Annotated in this window: 20 protein-coding genes and 1 tRNA gene; 16 read left to right on the top strand and 5 right to left on the bottom strand. The window is 73.0% G+C overall.

What is annotated here, in order from left to right:
• Positions 1–406: 406 nt before the first annotated feature.
• The 13 genes from ACSMHG_RS13455 to ACSMHG_RS13395 all read left to right on the top strand — a co-directional run bounded on the left by ACSMHG_RS13455 (position 407) and on the right by ACSMHG_RS13395 (position 9,591).
• The gene (locus ACSMHG_RS13455) at positions 407–1,309 is read left to right on the top strand and encodes a ParA family protein (protein ID WP_435745874.1); all 903 of its coding nucleotides are present in this window, start codon (positions 407–409) and stop codon (positions 1,307–1,309) included.
• The gene (locus tag ACSMHG_RS13450) at positions 1,294–1,713 is read left to right on the top strand and encodes a hypothetical protein (protein WP_435745872.1); all 420 of its coding nucleotides are present in this window, start codon (positions 1,294–1,296) and stop codon (positions 1,711–1,713) included. The genes ACSMHG_RS13455 and ACSMHG_RS13450 overlap by 16 nt, the downstream gene beginning before the upstream one ends.
• Complete coding sequence (locus ACSMHG_RS13445) at positions 1,710–2,597, top strand: segregation and condensation protein A (RefSeq protein WP_435745869.1); 888 nt, start codon at positions 1,710–1,712, stop codon at positions 2,595–2,597. The genes ACSMHG_RS13450 and ACSMHG_RS13445 overlap by 4 nt, the downstream gene beginning before the upstream one ends.
• On the top strand, positions 2,590–3,261 hold the full coding sequence (scpB, locus tag ACSMHG_RS13440) for an SMC-Scp complex subunit ScpB (protein ID WP_435745866.1): 672 nt from the start codon (positions 2,590–2,592) through the stop codon (positions 3,259–3,261). The genes ACSMHG_RS13445 and scpB overlap by 8 nt, the downstream gene beginning before the upstream one ends.
• Positions 3,258–4,016: a pseudouridine synthase gene (locus tag ACSMHG_RS13435; RefSeq protein ID WP_435745864.1), complete on the top strand. Its 759-nt coding sequence runs from the start codon at positions 3,258–3,260 to the stop codon at positions 4,014–4,016. Before scpB ends, ACSMHG_RS13435 begins: the two co-directional genes overlap by 4 nt.
• A 136-nt stretch (positions 4,017–4,152) precedes the next feature.
• Positions 4,153–4,536 (top strand): chorismate mutase, encoded by a 384-nt coding sequence (gene aroH, locus ACSMHG_RS13430; RefSeq protein ID WP_435745861.1) that lies wholly within the window; start codon positions 4,153–4,155, stop codon positions 4,534–4,536.
• A complete protein-coding gene (locus tag ACSMHG_RS13425) occupies positions 4,529–5,620 on the top strand; it encodes a prephenate dehydrogenase (RefSeq protein ID WP_435745859.1) in 1,092 nt (363 codons plus the stop codon). The genes aroH and ACSMHG_RS13425 overlap by 8 nt, the downstream gene beginning before the upstream one ends.
• 11 nt (positions 5,621–5,631) lie before the next feature.
• Positions 5,632–6,339, top strand: coding sequence for a (d)CMP kinase (gene cmk / locus ACSMHG_RS13420; protein ID WP_435745856.1), 708 nt, complete (start codon positions 5,632–5,634; stop codon positions 6,337–6,339).
• Positions 6,336–7,109, top strand: a complete 774-nt coding sequence (locus ACSMHG_RS13415; protein WP_435745853.1) for a lysophospholipid acyltransferase family protein — start codon at positions 6,336–6,338, stop codon at positions 7,107–7,109. Before cmk ends, ACSMHG_RS13415 begins: the two co-directional genes overlap by 4 nt.
• Entirely contained in the window at positions 7,106–8,437 is a 1,332-nt protein-coding gene (gene der, locus ACSMHG_RS13410; protein WP_435745851.1) for a ribosome biogenesis GTPase Der, read from the top strand. The genes ACSMHG_RS13415 and der overlap by 4 nt, the downstream gene beginning before the upstream one ends.
• A 61-nt stretch (positions 8,438–8,498) precedes the next feature.
• Positions 8,499–8,572 (top strand) — tRNA-Pro (locus ACSMHG_RS13405).
• 231 nt (positions 8,573–8,803) lie between these two features.
• Positions 8,804–9,145, top strand: coding sequence for a DUF6281 family protein (locus tag ACSMHG_RS13400; RefSeq protein WP_435745849.1), 342 nt, complete (start codon positions 8,804–8,806; stop codon positions 9,143–9,145).
• A 101-nt stretch (positions 9,146–9,246) separates the two neighbouring features.
• Complete coding sequence (locus ACSMHG_RS13395) at positions 9,247–9,591, top strand: hypothetical protein (protein WP_435745846.1); 345 nt, start codon at positions 9,247–9,249, stop codon at positions 9,589–9,591.
• Positions 9,592–9,712: 121 nt separating this feature from the next.
• On the opposite strand, the gene ACSMHG_RS13390 is transcribed toward ACSMHG_RS13395, so the two are convergent.
• Positions 9,713–10,162, bottom strand: coding sequence for a hypothetical protein (locus ACSMHG_RS13390; RefSeq protein ID WP_435745844.1), 450 nt, complete (start codon positions 10,160–10,162; stop codon positions 9,713–9,715).
• Positions 10,163–10,845: 683 nt separating this feature from the next.
• Between ACSMHG_RS13390 and ACSMHG_RS13385 the strand changes: the two genes are divergently transcribed.
• A complete protein-coding gene (locus tag ACSMHG_RS13385; RefSeq protein ID WP_435745842.1) occupies positions 10,846–11,463 on the top strand; it encodes a hypothetical protein in 618 nt (205 codons plus the stop codon).
• 145 nt (positions 11,464–11,608) lie between these two features.
• Here the strand turns inward: ACSMHG_RS13385 and ACSMHG_RS13380 are convergent, their stop codons facing one another.
• Entirely contained in the window at positions 11,609–12,238 is a 630-nt protein-coding gene (locus tag ACSMHG_RS13380) for a response regulator transcription factor (protein WP_435745840.1), read from the bottom strand.
• A complete protein-coding gene (locus tag ACSMHG_RS13375; protein ID WP_435745838.1) occupies positions 12,238–14,223 on the bottom strand; it encodes a sensor histidine kinase in 1,986 nt (661 codons plus the stop codon). The genes ACSMHG_RS13380 and ACSMHG_RS13375 overlap by 1 nt, the downstream gene beginning before the upstream one ends.
• Before the next feature lie 159 nt (positions 14,224–14,382).
• On the opposite strand from ACSMHG_RS13375, the gene ACSMHG_RS13370 reads away from it, so the two are divergent.
• Positions 14,383–14,784 (top strand): hypothetical protein, encoded by a 402-nt coding sequence (locus ACSMHG_RS13370; RefSeq protein WP_435745835.1) that lies wholly within the window; start codon positions 14,383–14,385, stop codon positions 14,782–14,784.
• A 151-nt stretch (positions 14,785–14,935) separates the two neighbouring features.
• Here the strand turns inward: ACSMHG_RS13370 and ACSMHG_RS13365 are convergent, their stop codons facing one another.
• A complete protein-coding gene (locus ACSMHG_RS13365; protein WP_435745832.1) occupies positions 14,936–15,148 on the bottom strand; it encodes a hypothetical protein in 213 nt (70 codons plus the stop codon).
• Between ACSMHG_RS13365 and ACSMHG_RS13360 the strand changes: the two genes are divergently transcribed.
• Positions 15,138–15,275, top strand: coding sequence for a hypothetical protein (locus tag ACSMHG_RS13360; protein WP_435745829.1), 138 nt, complete (start codon positions 15,138–15,140; stop codon positions 15,273–15,275). The two genes, ACSMHG_RS13365 and ACSMHG_RS13360, sit on opposite strands and share 11 nt — an antisense overlap.
• Before the next feature lie 30 nt (positions 15,276–15,305).
• Here ACSMHG_RS13360 and ACSMHG_RS13355 read toward each other — a convergent pair whose 3' ends face one another.
• Positions 15,306–18,914: a SpoIIE family protein phosphatase gene (locus ACSMHG_RS13355; protein WP_435745826.1), complete on the bottom strand. Its 3,609-nt coding sequence runs from the start codon at positions 18,912–18,914 to the stop codon at positions 15,306–15,308.
• Positions 18,915–18,960: the final 46 nt, after the last annotated feature.

Genomic DNA, 18,960 nt, shown 5'->3' with positions numbered 1-18,960 from the left:
GCGCCGCGGAGCACCTGCTCCGCGGCGCCGTTCGCCGTCTCTCGGCACCGCCTCGGAGGCCCGCGACCGGCCACGCGACCGTCCACAGATCCGTCCACAGGTCCCGCCTGCCCTGTGCAGTCGAGCGGGGCCGGTTGCACAACCGCGTGCACAGGGCGGTGCCGTCGACGGAGGTTCCGCGGATCGTGTTGTTGTCGGCGGCACCGCGGTCCTAGGGTGCGCGGGACGGCGACGAGTCGCGATGTCGACAAAGGGTCGGCCTCGGTGCGGCGTGGGTCGGGACGAGGAGCAGCAGATGAGCGATGGTGGGTTCCACACCGGGTCAGGTGCACCCGAGATGCCGCCCCCGGTCCGCACGCCCACCCCGCCGTCCCAACCGAGCAGCACCGTGGAGGACGATCAGCGCGTGACCGAGCCGCTCCCGTTCGAACGCCCCGTCCCCGCCAGCAAGGGCGCGGGGGAGGAGCCCGTCCTCGGCCCGACCGGTCGGCCGATGCCCGTCCTCCCCGAGCCGCGGCCGGTGGCCGAGCACGGGCACGCGCGGGTGATCTCGATGTGCAACCAGAAGGGCGGCGTCGGCAAGACGACGACCACCATCAACCTCGGTGCCTCGCTGGTCGAGTACGGCCGCAAGGTCCTCCTCGTCGACTTCGACCCGCAGGGCTCGCTGTCGGTCGGCCTCGGGCTCAACCCGCACGAGATGGACCTGACGGTCTACAACCTGCTGATGGAGCGCGACGTCACCCTCGAGGACGTCGTCGTGCCCTCCGGCGTGCCCGGCATGGACCTGCTCCCGTCGAACATCGACCTCGCCGCTGCCGAGGTGCAGCTGGTCCACGAGGTGGCCCGCGAGCAGACCCTGCAGCGGGTGCTCGCGCCGGCGCTGGCCGAGTACGACGTCATCCTCATCGACTGCCAGCCCTCGCTCGGCCTGCTCACGGTCAACGCCCTGACCGCCTCGCACGGCGTCATCGTGCCGCTGGAGTGCGAGTACTTCGCGCTGCGCGGCGTCGCGCTGCTGAAGACCACCATCGACAAGGTGCGCGAGCGGCTCAACCCCGGCCTCGAGGTGGACGGGGTGCTCGGCACCATGTTCGACGGGCGCACGCTGCACTCCCGGGAGGTCATGGAGCGTCTCGTGCAGGCGTGGGGCGACAAGGTCTTCCACACGGTCATCCGCCGGACCGTGAAGTTCTCCGACTCCACGGTCGCCGGCGAGCCGATCACGACCTACGCCTCGACGTCGGCCGGCGCCGAGTCCTACCGCCAGCTCGCCAGGGAGGTGCTCGCACGGTGCCTCGACGGGTGAGCCTGCCCTCGGCCGACGACCTGTTCCGCCCGACGGCGCCGCCCGAGGCGGACGGCCGGTCCGCCGCCGCACCTGCCCCGGCCGAGCCCTCGGGCTCCGCGCCGGCCGCCGAGGCTGACGGGACCGACGGGGCTGACGGCCACGGCCGCGGCGGACAGCGGTCCCGCGGCGACGGTGCGCGCAAGCGGCCCAGCGGCCGCGTCCGGCACGACGAGAAGATGACGGTCTACGTGACCGCCGACGAGCTCCTCGACATCGAGCACGCCCGGCTCGCCCTGCGCCGCGGCCAGGGCCTCGCCGTCGACCGGGGCCGGCTGGTCCGCGAGGCTGTCGCGCTGGTCCTCGCCGATTACGAGGCGCACGGCGACGACAGTGCCTTGGTGCGCCGGTTGAGCGAGGAATGACCGTCTCCGCCGCCGAACGGGCCGACCCGACGCGGCAGGACGAGCCGGCGCCGGCGTTCGCGCTGCGGCTGGACAACTTCGAGGGCCCCTTCGACCTCCTGCTCAGCCTCATCGCCAAGCACAAGCTCGACATCACCGAGGTCGCCCTCTCCCAGGTCACCGACGAGTTCATCGCCCACGTCAAGGCCGGGGGGTCGCCCGAGAGCCCGGCACAGTGGGACCTGGAGCAGACGACGTCGTTCCTGCTGGTCGCCTCCACGCTGCTCGACCTCAAGGCCGCCCGGCTGCTGCCGCAGGGTGACGTGGAGGACGAGGAGGACCTCGCGCTGCTGGAGGCGCGCGACCTGCTCTTCGCCCGGCTGCTGCAGTACCGCGCGTTCAAGCAGGTCGCGGCCGTGCTCGAGACCCGGCTGGCGGGGGAGTCGCGCCGGCACCCGCGGGCCGTCGGGCTCGAGGAGCGCTTCGCGACGCTGCTGCCGGAGGTGCTGATCGGCATCGGCCTCGAGCGGTTCGCGGCGCTCGCCGCCAAGGCGCTGGCGCCCAAGCCCGTCCTCGAGCTGAGCCTGCAGCACATCCACGCGCCGGCGGTGAGCGTCCGTGAGCAGGCGGCGGTGGTCGTCGACCGGCTGCGGCGCGCGAGCACCTCGACGTTCCGCGCGCTGTGCCGCGACAGCCCCGACACGATGACGACCGTCGCGCGGTTCCTCTCGCTGCTCGAGCTGTTCCGCGAGGGAGCCGTGGCCTTCGACCAGGTGACCCCGCTCGGCGAGCTGACGGTGCGGTGGACCGGCGACGACGACACCGACGTCGACGAGCTGGTGCAGGACGAGTTCGAGGGTGCTCCGCCGCAGGGCGGGCCCCCGGAGGAGGAGCCCCATGGCTGAGACGACGACCGAGGGCGAGCGGCTCGACGTACCGCTCACCGCGCTGCGGCCCTCCCTGGAGGCGGTGCTCATGGTGGCCGACCAGCCGCTGGACACCACGATCCTCGCCACCGCCGTCGGCTACCCCGTCGAGGAGGTGACCGCCGCGCTGACGGCGCTCGCCGCGGAGTACGACGAGCAGAACCGCGGCTTCGAGCTGCGCAACGTCGCCGGCGGCTGGCGCTACTACACCCGCGAGGAGTTCGCCGTGGTGGTCGAGGGGTTCGTCCTGGAGGGACAGCAGGCCCGGCTGACCCAGGCGGCCCTCGAGACGCTGGCCGTCGTCGCCTACAAGCAGCCGGTCTCCCGCGCGCGGGTCTCGGCCATCCGCGGGGTCAACGTCGACGGGGTGATGCGCACGCTGCTCACCCGCGGGCTCGTCGAGGAGGCCGGCCAGGACACCGAGACCGGGGCGAACCTCTACCGCACGACGGGGTACTTCCTCGAACGCATCGGCGTGACCTCGCTCGACGAGCTGCCCGAGCTGGCGCCGTACCTGCCCGACATGGACGACCTGGAGGACGAGCTGTCCGAGATGAGCGCACCCGCACCCGAGCCGCTCCCCGACCCGACCCCGGAGCCGGGGCCGAGCACCGAGCCGGACGGGGGCACCGAGCCCTCGTGAACGAGCATCGCGAGATCGAGACCGACGAGGACGGCCTGGTCCGCCTGCAGAAGCTGCTGGCGCAGTCCGGCGTCGCGTCGCGCCGCAAGTGCGAGGAGCTGATGCTCGCCGGCGAGGTGGAGGTCGACGGCGAGGTCGTCACCCGGCTGGGCACCAAGGTGGACCCGCGGACGGCCGTGGTCCGGGTGGCGGGACAGCGGCTCCCCCCGGTGTCGGCGCACGTCTACCTGGTGCTCAACAAGCCGCGGGGAGTGGTCTCGACGATGTCGGACCCCGAGGGCCGGCAGACGCTGCAGGACCTGGTGGCGGACCGGCCGGAGCGGCTCTTCCACGTCGGCCGCCTCGACACCGACACCTCCGGGCTGATCCTGCTCACCAACGACGGCGACTTCGCGCAGCGGATGGCGCACCCGTCGTACGAGGTGGACAAGACGTACGTGGCGGAGGTCGAGGGCGAGGTCTACCGGCGCACCGTCAAGGCCCTGCTCGAGGGGGTGACCCTGGAGGACGGCCCGGTCACCGTGCGCAAGGCGAGGGTGGTGGAGTCCTTCCGGGACCGCTCGATCGTCGAGCTGGTCATCCACGAGGGCCGCAACCGGATCGTGCGCCGACTGCTCGACCACGTCGGTCACCCGGTGCGCCGGCTGACCCGCACGGCGATCGGTCCGGTGCAGCTGACCGGCCTCAAGCCCGGCGAGCTGCGCGACCTGACCCTCGACGAGCTGGGCCAGCTCCTCGACTCCGCCAGCCTCTGACCCGCTCCTGACCCGCTTCTGACCCGCGGCGTGCTGCCCAGCGTGCGCCAGGCCGCACGCTGGGCAGCACGCGGCGGGGCGGCGGGTGCCCGGTAGCCTTGCCCGGTCCTTGACGCGGAGCAGGAGGAGGCACGACGTGGCGGTGCGGGCGGTCCGAGGTGCGACCCAGCTCGAGGAGGACTCGCGCGACCACATGCTCGAGCGGGTCGCCGAGATGGTGACCGGCGTGATGCAGGCCAACGGGCTGGTCGTCGACGACGTGATCTCCGTGATCTTCACCGCGACCTCCGACCTGGTCTCCGAGTTCCCCGCGTACGCCGCCCGGCAGCTCGGGTTCGGCGAGGTGCCGCTGCTCTGCGCCCGTGAGCTGGAGATCGAGCGGTCGATGCCCCGGGTGGTGCGGATGATGGCGCACGTCGAGACCGACCTGCCGCGGGCGGACGTGACCCACGTCTACCTGCACGGCGCGGCCGCCCTCCGGCGTGACCTCACCCGCACCCGCGACGTGCCGGATGCCTGACACCGGCCCCCTCACCGGCTCCCTCACCGGCCCCGTCGAGGTGGTCGGCGCCGGGCTGCTCGGCACCTCGATCGGCCTGGCCTGTCGCCGCGCCGGCGTCGAGGTCCTGCTGACCGACACCTCCTCCGAGAACGTCCGCACCGCCTCCGGGCTGGGGGCCGGCCGGCCCCGCGAGGCGGGGGACGTGCCGACACTCGTCGTCGTCGCGGTCCCCCCGGACCACCTCGGCCGGGTCATCGCCGACGCCCTGGAGGCGACGGAGGGCACCGCCGCGGTGGTCACCGACGTGGGCAGCGTCAAGAGCGGTCCCCTGGCCGCGGTCGCCGGTCACCCGGGTGCGCCCCGGTACGTCGGGAGCCACCCGATGGCGGGCAGCGAGCGGTCCGGTCCGCTCGCGGGCTCGGCGGCGCTCTTCGACGGCCGGCCGTGGGCCATCACGCCGCACGCCGCCTCCGACCCGGACGCGGTGGAGGTCGTCGAGCGACTGGTCCGGCTGTGCGGCGCCGTACCGGTGTGGCTGACGCCGGAGGAGCACGACCGCGCGGTCGCGCGGACGTCGCACGTGCCGCACCTGCTCGCGTCGCTGGTGGCAGGACGGCTCGCCGACGGTCCCGAGAACCACCTGGCGCTCTCCGGTCAGGGCGTCCGCGACGTCACCCGGGTGGCCGCCGGCGACCCGGGCCTCTACGGACAGATCGTGTCGGCGAACGCCGACGCCGTGGTGGCGCTGCTCGCGGAGGTCCGCACCGAGCTCGACCGGGTGATCGAGGCGGTCGGCGGAGGCGACGGCGACGGGCTGCGGCGGGTGCTCGAGCGTGGGGTGGCGGGCACCCGGGTCATCCCGGCCAAGCACGGCGGCCCGCCGCGCGCGATGGGGTCGGTGTGGGTCTCCGTGCCCGACCACCCCGGCGAGCTGGCACGGCTGCTGGCCGACGCGGTGGCCAGCGAGGTCAACATCGAGGACATCCGGATCGACCACGACCCGGGCCGGCCGGTCGGCCTCGTCGAGCTGGTCGTCGAGGAGTCGCGCGCCGACCACCTGCTCGTCTCGCTCGAGTCACGGGGATGGTCCGCGCACCGGTAGGCTGCGCCCCCGTGACCAGCACTCCCGTCGACGCCCCGCGCCTGTTCCCGGACCGGCTCGTGGTCGCCGTCGACGGGACGTCCGGGTCGGGCAAGTCGAGCACCTGTCGCGGCGTGGCCACCCGGCTCGGCCTGCGCTACCTCGACACCGGCGCGATGTTCCGCGCGATGACCTGGTGGATGCTGCAGCACGGCGTCGACGTCCACGACCCGGCTGCGGTCGCGGCCCGGTGTGCCGAGCCGGCCATCGCGTCCGGCACGGACCCGTCAGCGCCGACCATCACCGTCGACGGCACCGACGTCGCCGTCGCGATCCGCAGCGACGAGGTCACGGCGGCGGTCTCGCCGGTGAGCACGGTTCCGGAGGTCCGCGCCCGGCTGCTGGCTCTGCAGCGCGCGATCATCGGTGCGGAGGTCGAGCCGACGGGCATCGTGGTCGAGGGCCGCGACATCGGCTCGGTCGTCGTGCCGGACGCGCCGGTCAAGCTCTTCCTCACCGCCGACGCCGCCGCCCGGGCGTCCCGCCGGGCCGCGGAGAGCGGGGCCACGGACGTCGCCGCCACCGAGCAGTCGCTCCGCTCGCGCGACGCCATCGACTCCGGGCGCGCCACGGCACCGCTCCTGCTCGCGGACGGCGCGGTGCAGGTCGACACCACCGGCTACACGCTGGAGGAGGTCGTGGAGCTGGTCGTCGCGATGGTCGACCGGGTCCGGTCGTGACCCAGACCGCCGATCGCGGTCTGCGGCACCTCGAGCGTCCGGCGAGCGACCGGGTGCCGCACCCACCGCGCTACCTGCTGCACCCGCTGCGCCCGGTGTTCCGGGCGCTGCTGCGGCAGCGCTACGACATGGAGGTCAGCGGGCACGAGCACGTGCCTGCGGAGGGACCGGTCATCTTCGCCGCCAACCACCTGGGTCTGGCCGACGGGCCGTTGTTGGCGATCTTCGCGCCCCGGCCGGTGCACGCGCTGACGAAGATCGAGATGTTCACCGGCCCGCTCGGTCGCTTCCTGCTGGCCTCGGGGCAGATCCCGCTCGACCGGTTCCGCCCCGACCCGCGCGCGGTGCGGACCTGCCTGCGGGTGCTCCGCGACGGCGCCGCGATCGGCATCTTCCCCGAGGGACGGCGGGGCGACGGTGAGCTGCGCCGCTTCCACCGCGGGGCGGCGTACTTCGGGTTGGTGTCGGGAGCGCCGGTCGTGCCGGTGACGTTCTTCGGCACCCGCGCGCCAGGCGGCCACATGGACGACCTCCCGCCCCGGGGCGGCCGGATCGCCATCGTCTTCGGCGAGCCCTGGCGCGTCCCGGCGCAGCCCTGGCCGCGCACGGGGGAACAGGTGGAGCGGTCGTCGTTGTTGCTACGGGAGCACATGCTGGTCCAGCTGGACCGGGCACGTGCCTCGACCGGGCTGGACCTGCCGGGTCCGTTGCCCGCCACCGAAGTCGAACCGGACCCCGCCACCGGGGTCGCCGAGCAAGGAGCACCATGAGCGAGGTCTCCGGACCCGTCCCCGTCCTGGCCGTCGTCGGCCGACCCAACGTCGGCAAGTCGACGCTGGTCAACCGCATCATCGGCCGACGCGAGGCGGTGGTCGAGGACGTCCCCGGTGTCACCCGTGACCGGGTGTCGTACGACGCGACGTGGGCCGGGCGCGCCTTCACCGTCGTCGACACCGGCGGCTGGGACCCCGACGCCCGCGGGCTGGCCCAGGCGATCGCCGCGCAGGCGGAGATCGCGGTGAGCCTGGCGGACGCGGTGCTCTTCGTCGTGGACGCCACGGTCGGGATCACCGACGCCGACGAGGCCGTCGTCCGGATCCTGCGCAAGTCCGGCCGCCCGGTCGTGCTCGCCGCGAACAAGGTCGACGACGCACGCACCGAGGCCGAGGCGTTCGGCCTGTGGAACCTCGGGCTGGGCGAGCCGTACCCCGTCTCGGCGCTCCACGGGCGCGGCTCGGGCGACATGCTCGACGCCGTGCTGGCGGCCCTGCCGGAGCCGCCGCCCGAGCAGGAGCCGGAGGTCGGCGGACCCCGCCGGATCGCGATCGTCGGCAAGCCGAACGTCGGCAAGTCCTCGCTGCTCAACCGGCTGGCGGGGGAGGAGCGGGTCGTCGTCGACAACGTCGCCGGCACCACCGTCGACCCGGTCGACGAGCTGATCGAGCTGGGCGGGCGCGAGTGGCGGTTCATCGACACCGCCGGCATCCGCAAGCGCGTGAAGGAGGCGTCGGGGCACGAGTACTACGCCTCCCTGCGCACCAGCACCGCGATCGACCGCGCGGAGGTGGCGGTCCTGGTCCTCGACGGCTCGCAGTCCATCTCCGAGCAGGACGTCCGGATCCTCCAGACCGTCCGCGAGGCCGGGCGTGCGCTGGTCATCGCGTTCAACAAGTGGGACCTGGTCGACGACGAGCGTCGCCACTACCTCGAGCGGGAGATCGAGCGGGAGCTGGTGCAGGTCCAGTGGGCGCCGCGGATCAACGTCACGGCACGGACCGGGTGGCACGTCGACCGGCTGGTGCCGGCGCTCGACCGCGCCCTCGAGGGCTGGGAGACCCGCATCGGCACCGGCGCGCTCAACACCTTCCTCGGCCGCCTCGTCTCCGAGCACCCGCACCCGGTGCGCGGCGGCAAGCAGCCGAAGATCCTGTTCGGCACCCAGGCGACGACGGCCCCGCCGACGTTCATCCTGTTCACCAGCGGCAAGCTCGAGGCGTCCTACGAGCGGTACGTCGAGCGCCGGCTGCGCGAGCAGTTCGGCTTCGTCGGCACTCCGATCATTCTTCAGCAGCGCCCCCGCGAGCGTCGCAAGCGCTGACCCGATTCCGGCGCAGGGGACCGGCTGGGGTAGTGTTCACCCGCCTCCTCAGGGAGGCACTCGGGCTGTGGCGCAGCTTGGTAGCGCACTTGACTGGGGGTCAAGGGGTCGCAGGTTCAAATCCTGTCAGCCCGACCGAGAAACCGTCCCTGACCTGCGGAGACGCAGAGTCGGGGACGGTTCGCATTTGAGGTGCGGGGGCCGTTACGCCGACAGTTGCGGTTTGCCCGCCTAGGTGGCGGTCGGGGTCATGACGAACTCGTACTCGACCGGGGTCAACCGCCCGAGAGCGGTCAGCTCAGTGCGCACCTCATCGGCGTGGACGGGCGGAGACACATCTGACCCCGCCCGCCTACCCTCAGTCCGATGAGGTGGGTTCTCGTCGTAGCGGTGCTTGCTCTGGTTGGTTGCGCCTCGGATGGTGCACTCGAGGGCGACTGCAACGCGAGTGTCAGGTACGAGGGCAATCTCTATCGGGTCCACAGCGCCATGCCTGGCCAGGCCCCGCTCGGGCGAGTCGTCGGGAGCGGAGAGGTGGTGGGCTGCGGCGGCCTGGATGCCCCCGCCGTTGACCGTGTCGACGTTCGGCGGATCAAGGGCGTCGACCCAGAGGCCGCCATCGGCACGCGCGGGAACTGGGAGGGCGTCTTCATCCGCGACGACCTGGCCTCCGAACCGTCGTCCTGGCCCGAGCCGCTTCGGCCCTGAAACGACCTACGCCGAGGTTCGACCTCCGTCGGTGCGGAGAACGTCGTCACCATCCCGTCACGGACTTTCAGCAGTACCCGCCCTGGCGGCGGCTCGTGCCGGTGGTCGCCGATGAGATCGTTCGCTTCACCGGTCAGGACCTGCTCGCGGCCCAATCTGTCCTCGTCGAGGACTACTGGCGCGGCATCTGTGAGGGCCTCGCCGACCTCGGCCACGAGGTCTTCCATGTTGTTCTCGACGCGGACGCCGCGACGCTTCACGCGCGCATCGAGGCCGCCGTCGAGGAACCGGTGCGCAGCCGGCAGTGGCGTCACCGGCATGTCGCGACACATCAGCTGGCTCGTCCGTGGCTGTGTGCCGCCGCCGATCTTGTCGTGGACACCGTTCGTGCTGATGCGACCAGCGTGGCGCAGCAGGTAGATGCAGCGGTCGCCTCTCGGCTCTGACGCCGAGGCGGGTCGGGAACATGTCCATCTGCAACCGCCAGCACATCCAAGGCCAAACGGGCGCACCGCGCCGCTCCGCCGCTGACGAAGGTGGCCGCTCGGTGGGACTAGCGGATCTCGATCAGTTCCGGGCGTAGGAGATGTCCCAGAAGTCCTGTCCACCGCCACCAAGGCCGACGCCGGGTTGGATCACTCGGACGATCTCTCGCTGGTCGACGAGCCACGCCAGCAGGAGCCTGTTGCCCAAGGCGGCGATGCCGAAGACGTTGGCTTCAAGAGTGGGCCCGATCCCGCTGATTTCACTGCCTTCCGGGACAATCAGCCGTGCGTCCGCGAGGAAGTCATGGTTGGTGCGGAGCACCTCAGCGTCGTTGCGGTAGTTGCCGTAAGGACTGCCGAGAAGGTCGTAGAACATGGCGTCATCAATGTCGACGAACTGACCGAAGAGCGGGCCCGCCCACTTCTCTTGTAGGTCGTCGGGAACCAGGCGTTCTCGCACGAGAGTGCCGTCCGATGCGTAGGTGTTGCACCGAGCAATTTCCGCGCGGACGCTGGTGGTGCTCGTGTGCACTCGAGCAGGGGATGCCTGTGGATCGAAATGCGGACCGGCACGAGTCGGACGCGTGCGGGCGGGCCTTGCCGTCCTGCTTCTCGTGGCGCACCATCACGACATGAGTCTGTCCAGTGACCGTCGCGGTCTCCTTGCCCATGCCTGGAGTCGGTTGGCTCACCAGGCCGCTCTTCACCGCGTGGTGCGGCGTCGGACGCCGCACGATCAGTCGCTGCGTGCCGGGAAAGGGACTGACGATCGCGCCGGCGACGTAGTGCTGCGCGCGATGGGTCGGAACGCTTGGATGCGCCACGGCGACGGGGGTTGAACCGCTATCACGGCCTGAGACTCGGCCAAGGTGAGCGAGGCTGCCGCAACTCGAGGGGCAGGGAGCCACAGGCACAAGGTCAACGAGCTCCTGGCGTCGGCACGACGTCTGTGCGGCCCTCCTGGCAGCCGTGCTCCGAGTGGGGCCGGAAGCGATAGGTCGCGAACTCGTGGTGGAAGTCGACCCGGGTCGGGCAGCTCCGCCTGGCCGTGGACCGTCTCCACCATCTGGCGCACGCTGTGCCAGACCGAGAACGTCGAGTCGGTGCGTGGCGGCCGAGGGCCGGCGACCGCGAGGGTGACGCCCGCTGCGGAGCAGGTACGGACGTCAGCGCGCGCTGTGCCAGCATGGGTCTGTCGCGAAGGAGGTCGATCGGATGGGCTCGCGCCGTGCCTGGTCGCCCGCTGTCGGGCTGCTCTCGATCGGTGTCATCGGCACTGTGGTGCTCGCCGTCCTCTGGCCCGAGGCACCCGAGGGTGGTGACGAGCCGACGACACCACGCTCGCTGGCCTATGTGGTGGCCGAGCACATCGACCTCGATCCGACCAGGGCCGGCGTCGACTGGGCGGCCGACAACTACCGCCGCCTGTTCCCGAAGCCGAAGCGCGCTGTCGCGGCCACGACCAACTTCGCCGGCGAGGGCAACATCGTCGTCGTCGGCGTCTCGCCGGAGGAGCCGGTGCAGGACCCGTACTGCGACGATGGCCACTGCGCCGACCTCGGCGACGGAGTCACGCTCACCTGGGACGAGCTGGCTCCGCAGGAGGACCCAGGTCTCGTCGTCGTGATCGCCGAGATGGACGACCACTCCGTCGTGCTGCGCTACTCCGGAGCTGAGATCACCGGCGACCCCCGGGACCTGGACCTACCGGTCCCGGTCGAGACACTGGTCGACATCGCAACCGACCCGCGCGTCGCACCCACCACGTCGGAGGACGCCATCGAGGGCGGACGGGGGCTCGACTACTGGCTCGAGGGGGACCAGGTCATCTGACCTCGGCCACGCTGCGGCGACCGCGAGCAGGGCGCCGGGAGCTCGTCATCGGCTCAGGTGCTGGCACCTCGTGCCAGTCCCGGAGCATGGCCGGTCTTCTGCACGCCGCGGGTGCATCGGGACTGGCCGGCGGAGAGGGCGGGGGTCATCGCTCGCCGAGCCCGGCGTCCCGAGCCCGCGCCACCGCACTCGCCCGAGTGGTGACATGCAGCTTGGCGAAGACGTTGGAGACGTGGTTGCGCACCGTCTTGTCGCTCAGCACGAGGCGGCCGGCGATCTCGGCGTTGGTCAGGCCGCGTGCCACGAGGTCGAGGACCTCTCGCTCTCGCTCGGTCAGCTCGGGAAAGGGGGTCTCGCCCCCGGTGCGGAACCACGCCATGACGCTGGGTGCGACCGCCGCGCTGAACACCACCTCGCCCGAGCCCACCGTGCGCACCGCACGCTCGATCTCTCCGCGGTCGGCACCCTTGAGCAGGTAGCCCCGGGCCCCGGCCCGCATCGCGGCGGACAGCGAGTCGTCGCCCTCCAGCATCGTCAGCACCAGCACGCCGGTCGCCGGGAGCTCGGCCACGATCCGTCGCGTCGCCTCGACGCCCGACATGCCGGGTAGGTGCAGGTCCATCACCACCACGTCTGGCCGGAGCTGACTGGCCAGGCTGACCGCAGACTCGCCGTCGCCGGCCTGCCCGACGACCTCGACGTCGGCCATCGTGGTCAACGCCATGGTGAGTCCCTCCCGGTAGAGCGGGTGGTCGTCGACCAGGAGCAGCTTCATCAGGTGGCTCCTGGGAGCAGTGCGCACACCCGCGTGCCGGCACCGCCGGGTGCGGGGCCGACCTCGAGCCGGCCGCCCACGTCCGCTGCGCGACCCGACATGGACGCCAGCCCGATCCCGGTGCCGTCGCGCGCCGCGATGCCTGTGCCGTCGTCGGTGACGCTGGCCTCGACCTTGTCGCCGACGCGCCGCACCTCGACCGTGACGAGCGAGGCCCGGGCGTGGCGATGGGCGTTGGTCAGCGCCTCGGCCACGATCCGGTACGTCGCCACCTCGGTGGCCGCGGCCAGCCCTCGGAGGGCGTCCGGCGCGCACCGCAGCGTCACTCGCTGATCGGGGTTGCTGAATCCCTCGACCAGCTCGACCAGGGCGCCCTCGAGGCCCAGCTCGTCGAGGGTCGAAGGGCGCAGGCCGAGCACGACGGAGCGGACCTCGGACACCGTGCCGGCGAGCTGCGGCACGATGCCATCGAGGATCGCGGCCGCGCGGTCCGGCTCGGCGGCGACCAGGTCCCGGGCCACCTCGGCCTTCAGCGCCATCGCCGCCAGCGCCGGGCCGAGACCGTCGTGCAGCTCGCGGTGCAGCTGTCGCCGCTCCTCCTCCCGTGCCCCGGCGAGCTCGCCGGTTGCCCGGGACAGCATCCGCTCCAGCAACGCGCCGTGCGCGACCACGGCGAGGCCGGGGAGGAGGCGAGCGACCAGACGGCGGCGGTGGCGACCCAGCTCGGCCGGTGCGGTCGGCAGCTCGAGTGACCCCACCTCCCGCCCCGCGTGCTGCAGCGGGACGGCGTGCCCGCCTGGGGGCCCGAGCCGCTCGCCGACGTGACCACCGTCCGCGAGCCGGAGCCGCAAGCCCTCGACGCCCAGCCGGGCGGACAGCGAGGAGATGGCCTCCCCGAGCAGCATCTCGGCCGACTGACCGCCCAACGGCCGGTCCTCGAGACGACGCCCCAGGTCGGCCAGGTTCGTGGCGGGGTCGTCCTCGACGCCGTGGACCCGGAGGTTGACCTCGCGGCGGTAGACGGCGTGCACCGTCGGCGACAGGGCCACGGCCACCACGACGGCCAGCATCCCGGGCCACCGGTCGGCCTCGGCGCCGGGGACGACCAGCAGGACCGCGGACAGCGCGAGCAGGTAGACGAGCACGAGGGTGACCAGGACGGCGAACCAGGTCAGGCTCCGTGAGATCACCACGTCGACGTCCCAGAGCCCGAGGCGAAGCACCGCCAGCACGATCGCGGCGGGCAGGGGGACCATCGCCGCCGCGGTGACGACCGGCCCGGCCGCAAAGCCGACGGTGAAGAGGAGGAGGCTGGCCGCCACCCCGACCAGGATCCACTTGAGCTGTTGCCGCGTCTCCCCGCGACTCCGACGCCACCGCAGCACGACCGAGGCCACCGACACCACCGTGCCGGCGAGGACGGCCGCGAAGAACACACCGGCCCAGACGTCGCTCTCGACAGCGACCGGGTTCCGCGCCCTGGACGCGATCTCCGCCGAGATGGCGTCGTACGGGGTGGTCATCCAGACCAGGGCCATGGCGAGGACGGCGACCACGCCAGCCCCGGCCGCCAGCCGCCTGCGCCCCTCGGGCACGCCGCCCTCGGGAAGCAGGTGAGGCACGACAGCGACCACGGACACCATCGTCGCGGCCCAGACCCAGTTCCCCAGCCACAGTGCGAGGCGGCCGCCGGGGAGGGCGCCGACCTCCAAAGCTCGGACCCCGTGCTCGAGAGCGAACATGCCAGTGACGGCGCACAGACCGATGGCCATGAGCAGCATGCCGATCGTCAGGTCGGGGCGCCGCCAGAGGATCCAACCTCCGGTCAGCGTGTAGACGACACCCATCGTGATGCCGGTCAACCACCAGTCGGTCACCCCGGCGGCCAGGGCCGAGTCGGCGTTGGGCACGTGCACGAGCGCTGTCAGCGTGACCATCGCGATTGCGACGGCCGCGCCGACGACGACCGCCATACGGGTGCGCATGACTCATGGTGACGGACCGAGCGACCCCTGTCATGGGACCAGGCGTCCCGGTTGCGCGGGCCGTCGCGACCCGGCAGGAACGGGAACCACGCCTCAGGCGGTGCCGACCCCAGCGGCCCACCCTGGTTCGAACAGCCCGCGATCCCACCAGGAGACCCCATGGCCACCTTGCTCGCCCCACGCCATCGCACCCGCCCGGCGGTCGTCGTCGCCGCCTTCGTCCTGATCCTCGCCCTCGCCCCGGTCACGACGGGCGGCGCGGTCTACTTCTCCCTGTTCTGGGCGGAAGCGCCGGCCCCCTCCGTGGGGACGGTGTTGTTCGCGGTCGGGTTCGCCACGGTCTCGGCCCTGGGAGTGATGGCCGGCGTGGCGTTGGCCCGAGGCAGCGAACGAGGCAGACGCGGCGTGATCGCCTATGCCACGTTCGGCATCCTCTTCACGCTCGCCAAGCTGATCTGGTGGCAGGAGACGGAGGCAATCGTCTTCGGTGTCGTCGACGTTGCTCTGCTCCTGCTGGTCTCCAGTCGACGGGCACGCGACTGGGCCGACGCGACCACCTGACCGGCGGGCACAGCGCGACACCATCCCGGCCGACCAGTCCTCGTGTGCCTGCCCGTCGAGCACCTGCCGCCGGTCGAGCTCGTCGGCGGGCGTGGGAGCGCACGTGTCCCGACGACCCGCGGGACCTCGGCGAGGTGGAGGCTGTGCAGCGTCACGACACGCGTTCGAGCTTGTAGTGCAGGCGGACTGCCGGCGCGCCCCAGAGCCGCAGCTCGTGGTCGGTGCGCAGCACGCCGTGCGCGTCGACGTACAGGTGGAACGTCTCGTGCAACGGCACCCGCGCGGCGTGAGCTCCCGCGTCGCGGACCACGACGTAGGCGCCGTCCTCGCCGAACCGGCCGCTGGGTGACTCGATGCGGATCACCCAAGACGTCCGCGACTACGCCGCGCAGCGGGGTATGGACACCACCACCGCCGCCGTCGCGGCCGGCATGTCGGAGAAGTCCGCCCAGTTCCTGGAGCTGGGCAGGTCGGTGTACGTCGAGCGCTGAGACCGGCCGACGGCTCCGGTCACGGCCGGCTCAGGCGGAGCTGTCCCCGGCTTCCTGCGCGGGCCGGACGGCCGCGTCGGGGGACGTGCGGCTCACCCAGACCGACCAGGCCTCCGGCGCCTGCCCGTCGAGGAGCTGACCGGCGACCTGCTGGGCCATCCAGGCACGGTAGAGCCGGACGCCCTCAGTGGCGCAGAGGGTGAGCAGGTGCTGCTCCTCGCACAGGCGGTCGGCCAGCACGAGCGCGTCGACGAGGCGCCGGACGTCCTCGGCGGCCGCGCGCGGCAGCACCAGCTCGAGGTCGACCTCCTCCTGCCCGGCCGCGGCGGCGCGCTGGGCGGTGAGCCGGGCCAGGTGGCGGGCGGGTGCCGGACGGGCCATGAGCTGCTGGAGCTCGACGACCAGCTCGCAGGGGCCGCCGTCCTCGCGCGCCGCGGCCAGCAGCTGGAGCTCGCGCACCAGCTCGTCGAAGTGCTGGTCGGAGGCGAGGGCCAGCGACACGGGGCAGCCGACCACCTGCACCGCGCCCCATCCGTCGGGGAGGTCGTCGGGGCCGTGCAGGGCGGGCGACGGGCTCGGCGGCGAGTCCGGCGGGCGCACGGGGTGCTCGGCGGGCTCGTCGACGACCCAGGCCCACACCCGCTTGCCGTCCGGGGTGCGCTCGACGCCCCACTCGGCGGCCAGGACCGAGACGATCCCGAGTCCTCGGCCCGTCGTGGCCTCCTCGGCGAGCCCCCCGGTGCTGTCGACGACCATCCGCGGCACCACCGCCTCGGCGGGCACGTCGCCCTCGTCTGCGACCGCGACGGTGACGCCTTCGGGGTCGAGCCGGACCGAGACCTCCAGGGCGTGCCCGCCGCTGTGCAGCGCGGCGTTGGCAGCCAGCTCGGTGACGCAGAGGGCGGCGTTCTCGACCAGCGTCGGCGGGTGGGACTGGAGGGCGTCGCGGATGAAGGCGCGGGCCACGGGCACGCTGACGGCGTCGGCGGCGAACCGAGCCCGGACGACCCGGCTGCTCGCGCCGGGCGAGGCGGGGTCGACCGAGGCCGGCACCCGGGTGGGACCGGCCTCCTCCGGCCGCGGCCCGTCCTGCGGGTGGAGGCGTACGGCGACCAGCGCGATGTCGTCGTCGCGGCGACTGGGCACCATGCGTCCCAGGAGCCGGTCGCAGAGCCGGTCGAGGGGCAGGTCGGCCGCGGCGAGCTGGGTGAGCTCCATCCGGAGCCGCTCCAGTCCCGTGTCGAGGTCCTCGCCGCGACGCTCGACCAGGCCGTCGGTGAAGAGCAGGAACGTCGCCCCGCGCTCGACCACCAGCTCGTGCTCGGAGCGCTCCGCCCCGGGCTCCAGCCCCAGCAGCACGTTCGGTTCGTCGCTGGCCAGGATCTCGACCCGGCCGTCGGCGCGGACGAGGACCGGTGGCGGGTGCCCGGCGTTGGACCAGCGCAGCCGGGTGACGCCCCGGTCCTTCTCCTCCGTGGTCTGCTCGAGGCGGGCGACCACCGCGGTGGCGGTCGTGTCCACCTGGAGCGTGTCGAGGGCCCGGTCGACGCCGTGCAGGACGTCGGCCGGGCCGTGGCCGGTGAAGACGGCGATGCCGCGGAGCATGCTGCGCACCTGGCCCATGGCGGCAGCCGCAGCGGTGTCGTGGCCCACGACGTCGCCGATGACGACCACGGTCGCGCCCTCGTCCTGGAGGAACGCGTCGTACCAGTCGCCGCCCACCTGCGCGGTCTCGGCGGCCGCTTCGTAGCGCACCGCGATCTGCAGGTGGTCGGGTTGCGGGGGAGCGGTGAGCATGCTGCGCTGCAGGCCCTCGGCCAGGTCGCGGTGCTCGGCGAACAGCCGGGCGTTGTCCAGCGCCAGGCCCGCGCGCGTGGCGACCTGGGTCAGCGTGTCGACGTCGTCGGCGGAGAAGGCGCCGGTCCCGGGAGCGCGGAGCACCGTGAGCAGGCCGACGACCCGGTCGCGGCCCCTCAGCGTGACGACGACGGCGTGCTCGGGGGCGAGCCGGCGGACGAGGTCGCGGACCTCGCCCTCCTCGAAGAGCCGGGCGAACGCCTCGGCGACGTCCTCGACGACGATCGGCTGGTCGGAGGCGAGGATGCCGGCGAGGAACGAGGTGTCGAGCAGGTGCGCCAGCCGGATGTCTGCGAAGCGCTCCACGAGGGGCTGCAAGTCCGGGTCGCGGTGCCAGCCACCGACGTCGCGCAGGGTGGGTGGGCGTCCGTCGTGGCCGACGTCGGTCACGAGGGTCGCCACGCACCAGTCGCCGAGCTGGGGGACCACGAGCGCGCCGAGGCGGGCCACCGCCTCGCCGAGGTCGAGGGTGCCGCTCAGCCGCTCGGTCACGTGCGCCAGGAGGGCATCGCGGCGGGCCGCGCGCGCCACCTGCTCCTGGGCCCGGTGGCGGCTGGTCACCTCCACGAAGTAGACGGCCAACCCGTCGGGGTTCGGCCAGCCACGGACCTCGTACCAGGCGTCCAGCGGCGCCGGGTAGTGGGCGTCGAACGCGACGGGCTCGCCGGTCTCGACCGCGCGCCGGTAGTAGGTCTCGAAGTCCGTCCCGACCGAGGCGGGGAACGCCTCCCAGACGACCTGGCCGACCAGCTCCTCGCGGGCCTTCCCCAGCAGGCGCTCCGCCTCGCCGTTGAGGTAGCTGAACCGCCAGTCCCGGTCGAGCTGGAAGAAGGCCGTCGGCATCGACTCCAGCACGCGGGCGACGCGGGCCTCGCCCTCCTGCACCGCGGTCGTGTCGTACGCCGCGCCGAGGAACCGGACGGCGACGCCTCCGTCGCCTCGAAGCGCCCGCCCGCGCGCAGCGATCCACCGCAGCCGCCCGTCCGGCAGCTGGATGCGGTACTCCGTGGCGAACTCTCCGCACGCGGCGATCGCGGAGGCGAGGGCGGCGGTCACCCGGGGCAGGTCCTCGGGGTGCACGGTGGCGTTGAAGGTCTCGATCCGGCCGTCGAAGGAGCCGCGGTCCAGGCCGAAGAGCTCGAGGAGGCGGTCGTCCCACCGGAGCAGGCCGGTGCGCAGGTCCCAGTCGAAGGCGCCGACCCCCGCGGCATCGGTGGCCAGCCGCCACGCCACCTGGCCCGTCTCGAAGTCGAAGCTGAGGGCCGCCAGCTCGAGGTCCGCGACCACCGACTCCGCCAGCCGCTCGAGCGTGGTGACGTCGCGGTCGGACCAGGAGCGCGGCGAGCCGTCGTAGGCGCAGAGGGCGCCGACCACATGGCCCGTCCCCGTCACGAGCGGCACGCCGAGATAGGCCCCGACGGCGCCGCTGGTCACCGGCGGCAGGTGGGCCACCTGGGCGTCGTGCGGAGCGTCGGAGACCGCCAGCGGCCGGCCGAGCCCGACGGTGACCGTGCACAGCGAGTCCTCGGCGGGCGTCGGTGCTGACAGACCCTGCGGCTCGGCGGGGCCGGTGCCGTAGCCACCCACCACCACCTGGACGTCGCTGATCAGGGAGACCTGCGCGGACGGCGTGTCGAGCAGGGCGGCGGCGAGCTCGCACAGCCGGTCGAGGGAGCGGCTCCGGTCACTGGCGTGGGCGAGCCGTCGAGCGGCCTCTGCGCGGTCGCCCGGGGAGGCACCGACGCTGTCCGCACCGTGGGGTGCGCCCGTCGCAGATGTCACCGTGCCTCCACCGTCGAGGAGGCCTGCGTCCTGGCCTCACGCGTTG

This window comes from Nocardioides ureilyticus (assembly GCF_051280745.1).
Lineage (GTDB): Bacteria > Actinomycetota > Actinomycetes > Propionibacteriales > Nocardioidaceae > Nocardioides.
Note: the sequence above shows the minus strand (reverse complement) of the source record. Positions and strands in the feature narration are given on the sequence as shown.

Bases quoted from the DNA above. Each gene is read 5' to 3' on its own strand.
- ACSMHG_RS13445 (WP_435745869.1), top strand. From the start codon at position 1,710: ATGACCGTCTCCGCCGCCGAACGGGCCGACCCGACGCGGCAGGACGAG.
- scpB (WP_435745866.1), top strand. From the start codon at position 2,590: ATGGCTGAGACGACGACCGAGGGCGAGCGGCTCGACGTACCGCTCACC.
- ACSMHG_RS13425 (WP_435745859.1), top strand. From the start codon at position 4,529: ATGCCTGACACCGGCCCCCTCACCGGCTCCCTCACCGGCCCCGTCGAG.
- der (WP_435745851.1), top strand. From the start codon at position 7,106: ATGAGCGAGGTCTCCGGACCCGTCCCCGTCCTGGCCGTCGTCGGCCGA.
- ACSMHG_RS13400 (WP_435745849.1), top strand. From the start codon at position 8,804: ATGAGGTGGGTTCTCGTCGTAGCGGTGCTTGCTCTGGTTGGTTGCGCC.
- ACSMHG_RS13385 (WP_435745842.1), top strand. From the start codon at position 10,846: ATGGGCTCGCGCCGTGCCTGGTCGCCCGCTGTCGGGCTGCTCTCGATC.
- ACSMHG_RS13380 (WP_435745840.1), bottom strand. From the start codon at position 12,238: ATGAAGCTGCTCCTGGTCGACGACCACCCGCTCTACCGGGAGGGACTC.
- ACSMHG_RS13375 (WP_435745838.1), bottom strand. From the start codon at position 14,223: ATGCGCACCCGTATGGCGGTCGTCGTCGGCGCGGCCGTCGCAATCGCG.
- ACSMHG_RS13370 (WP_435745835.1), top strand. From the start codon at position 14,383: ATGGCCACCTTGCTCGCCCCACGCCATCGCACCCGCCCGGCGGTCGTC.
- ACSMHG_RS13360 (WP_435745829.1), top strand. From the start codon at position 15,138: ATGCGGATCACCCAAGACGTCCGCGACTACGCCGCGCAGCGGGGTATG.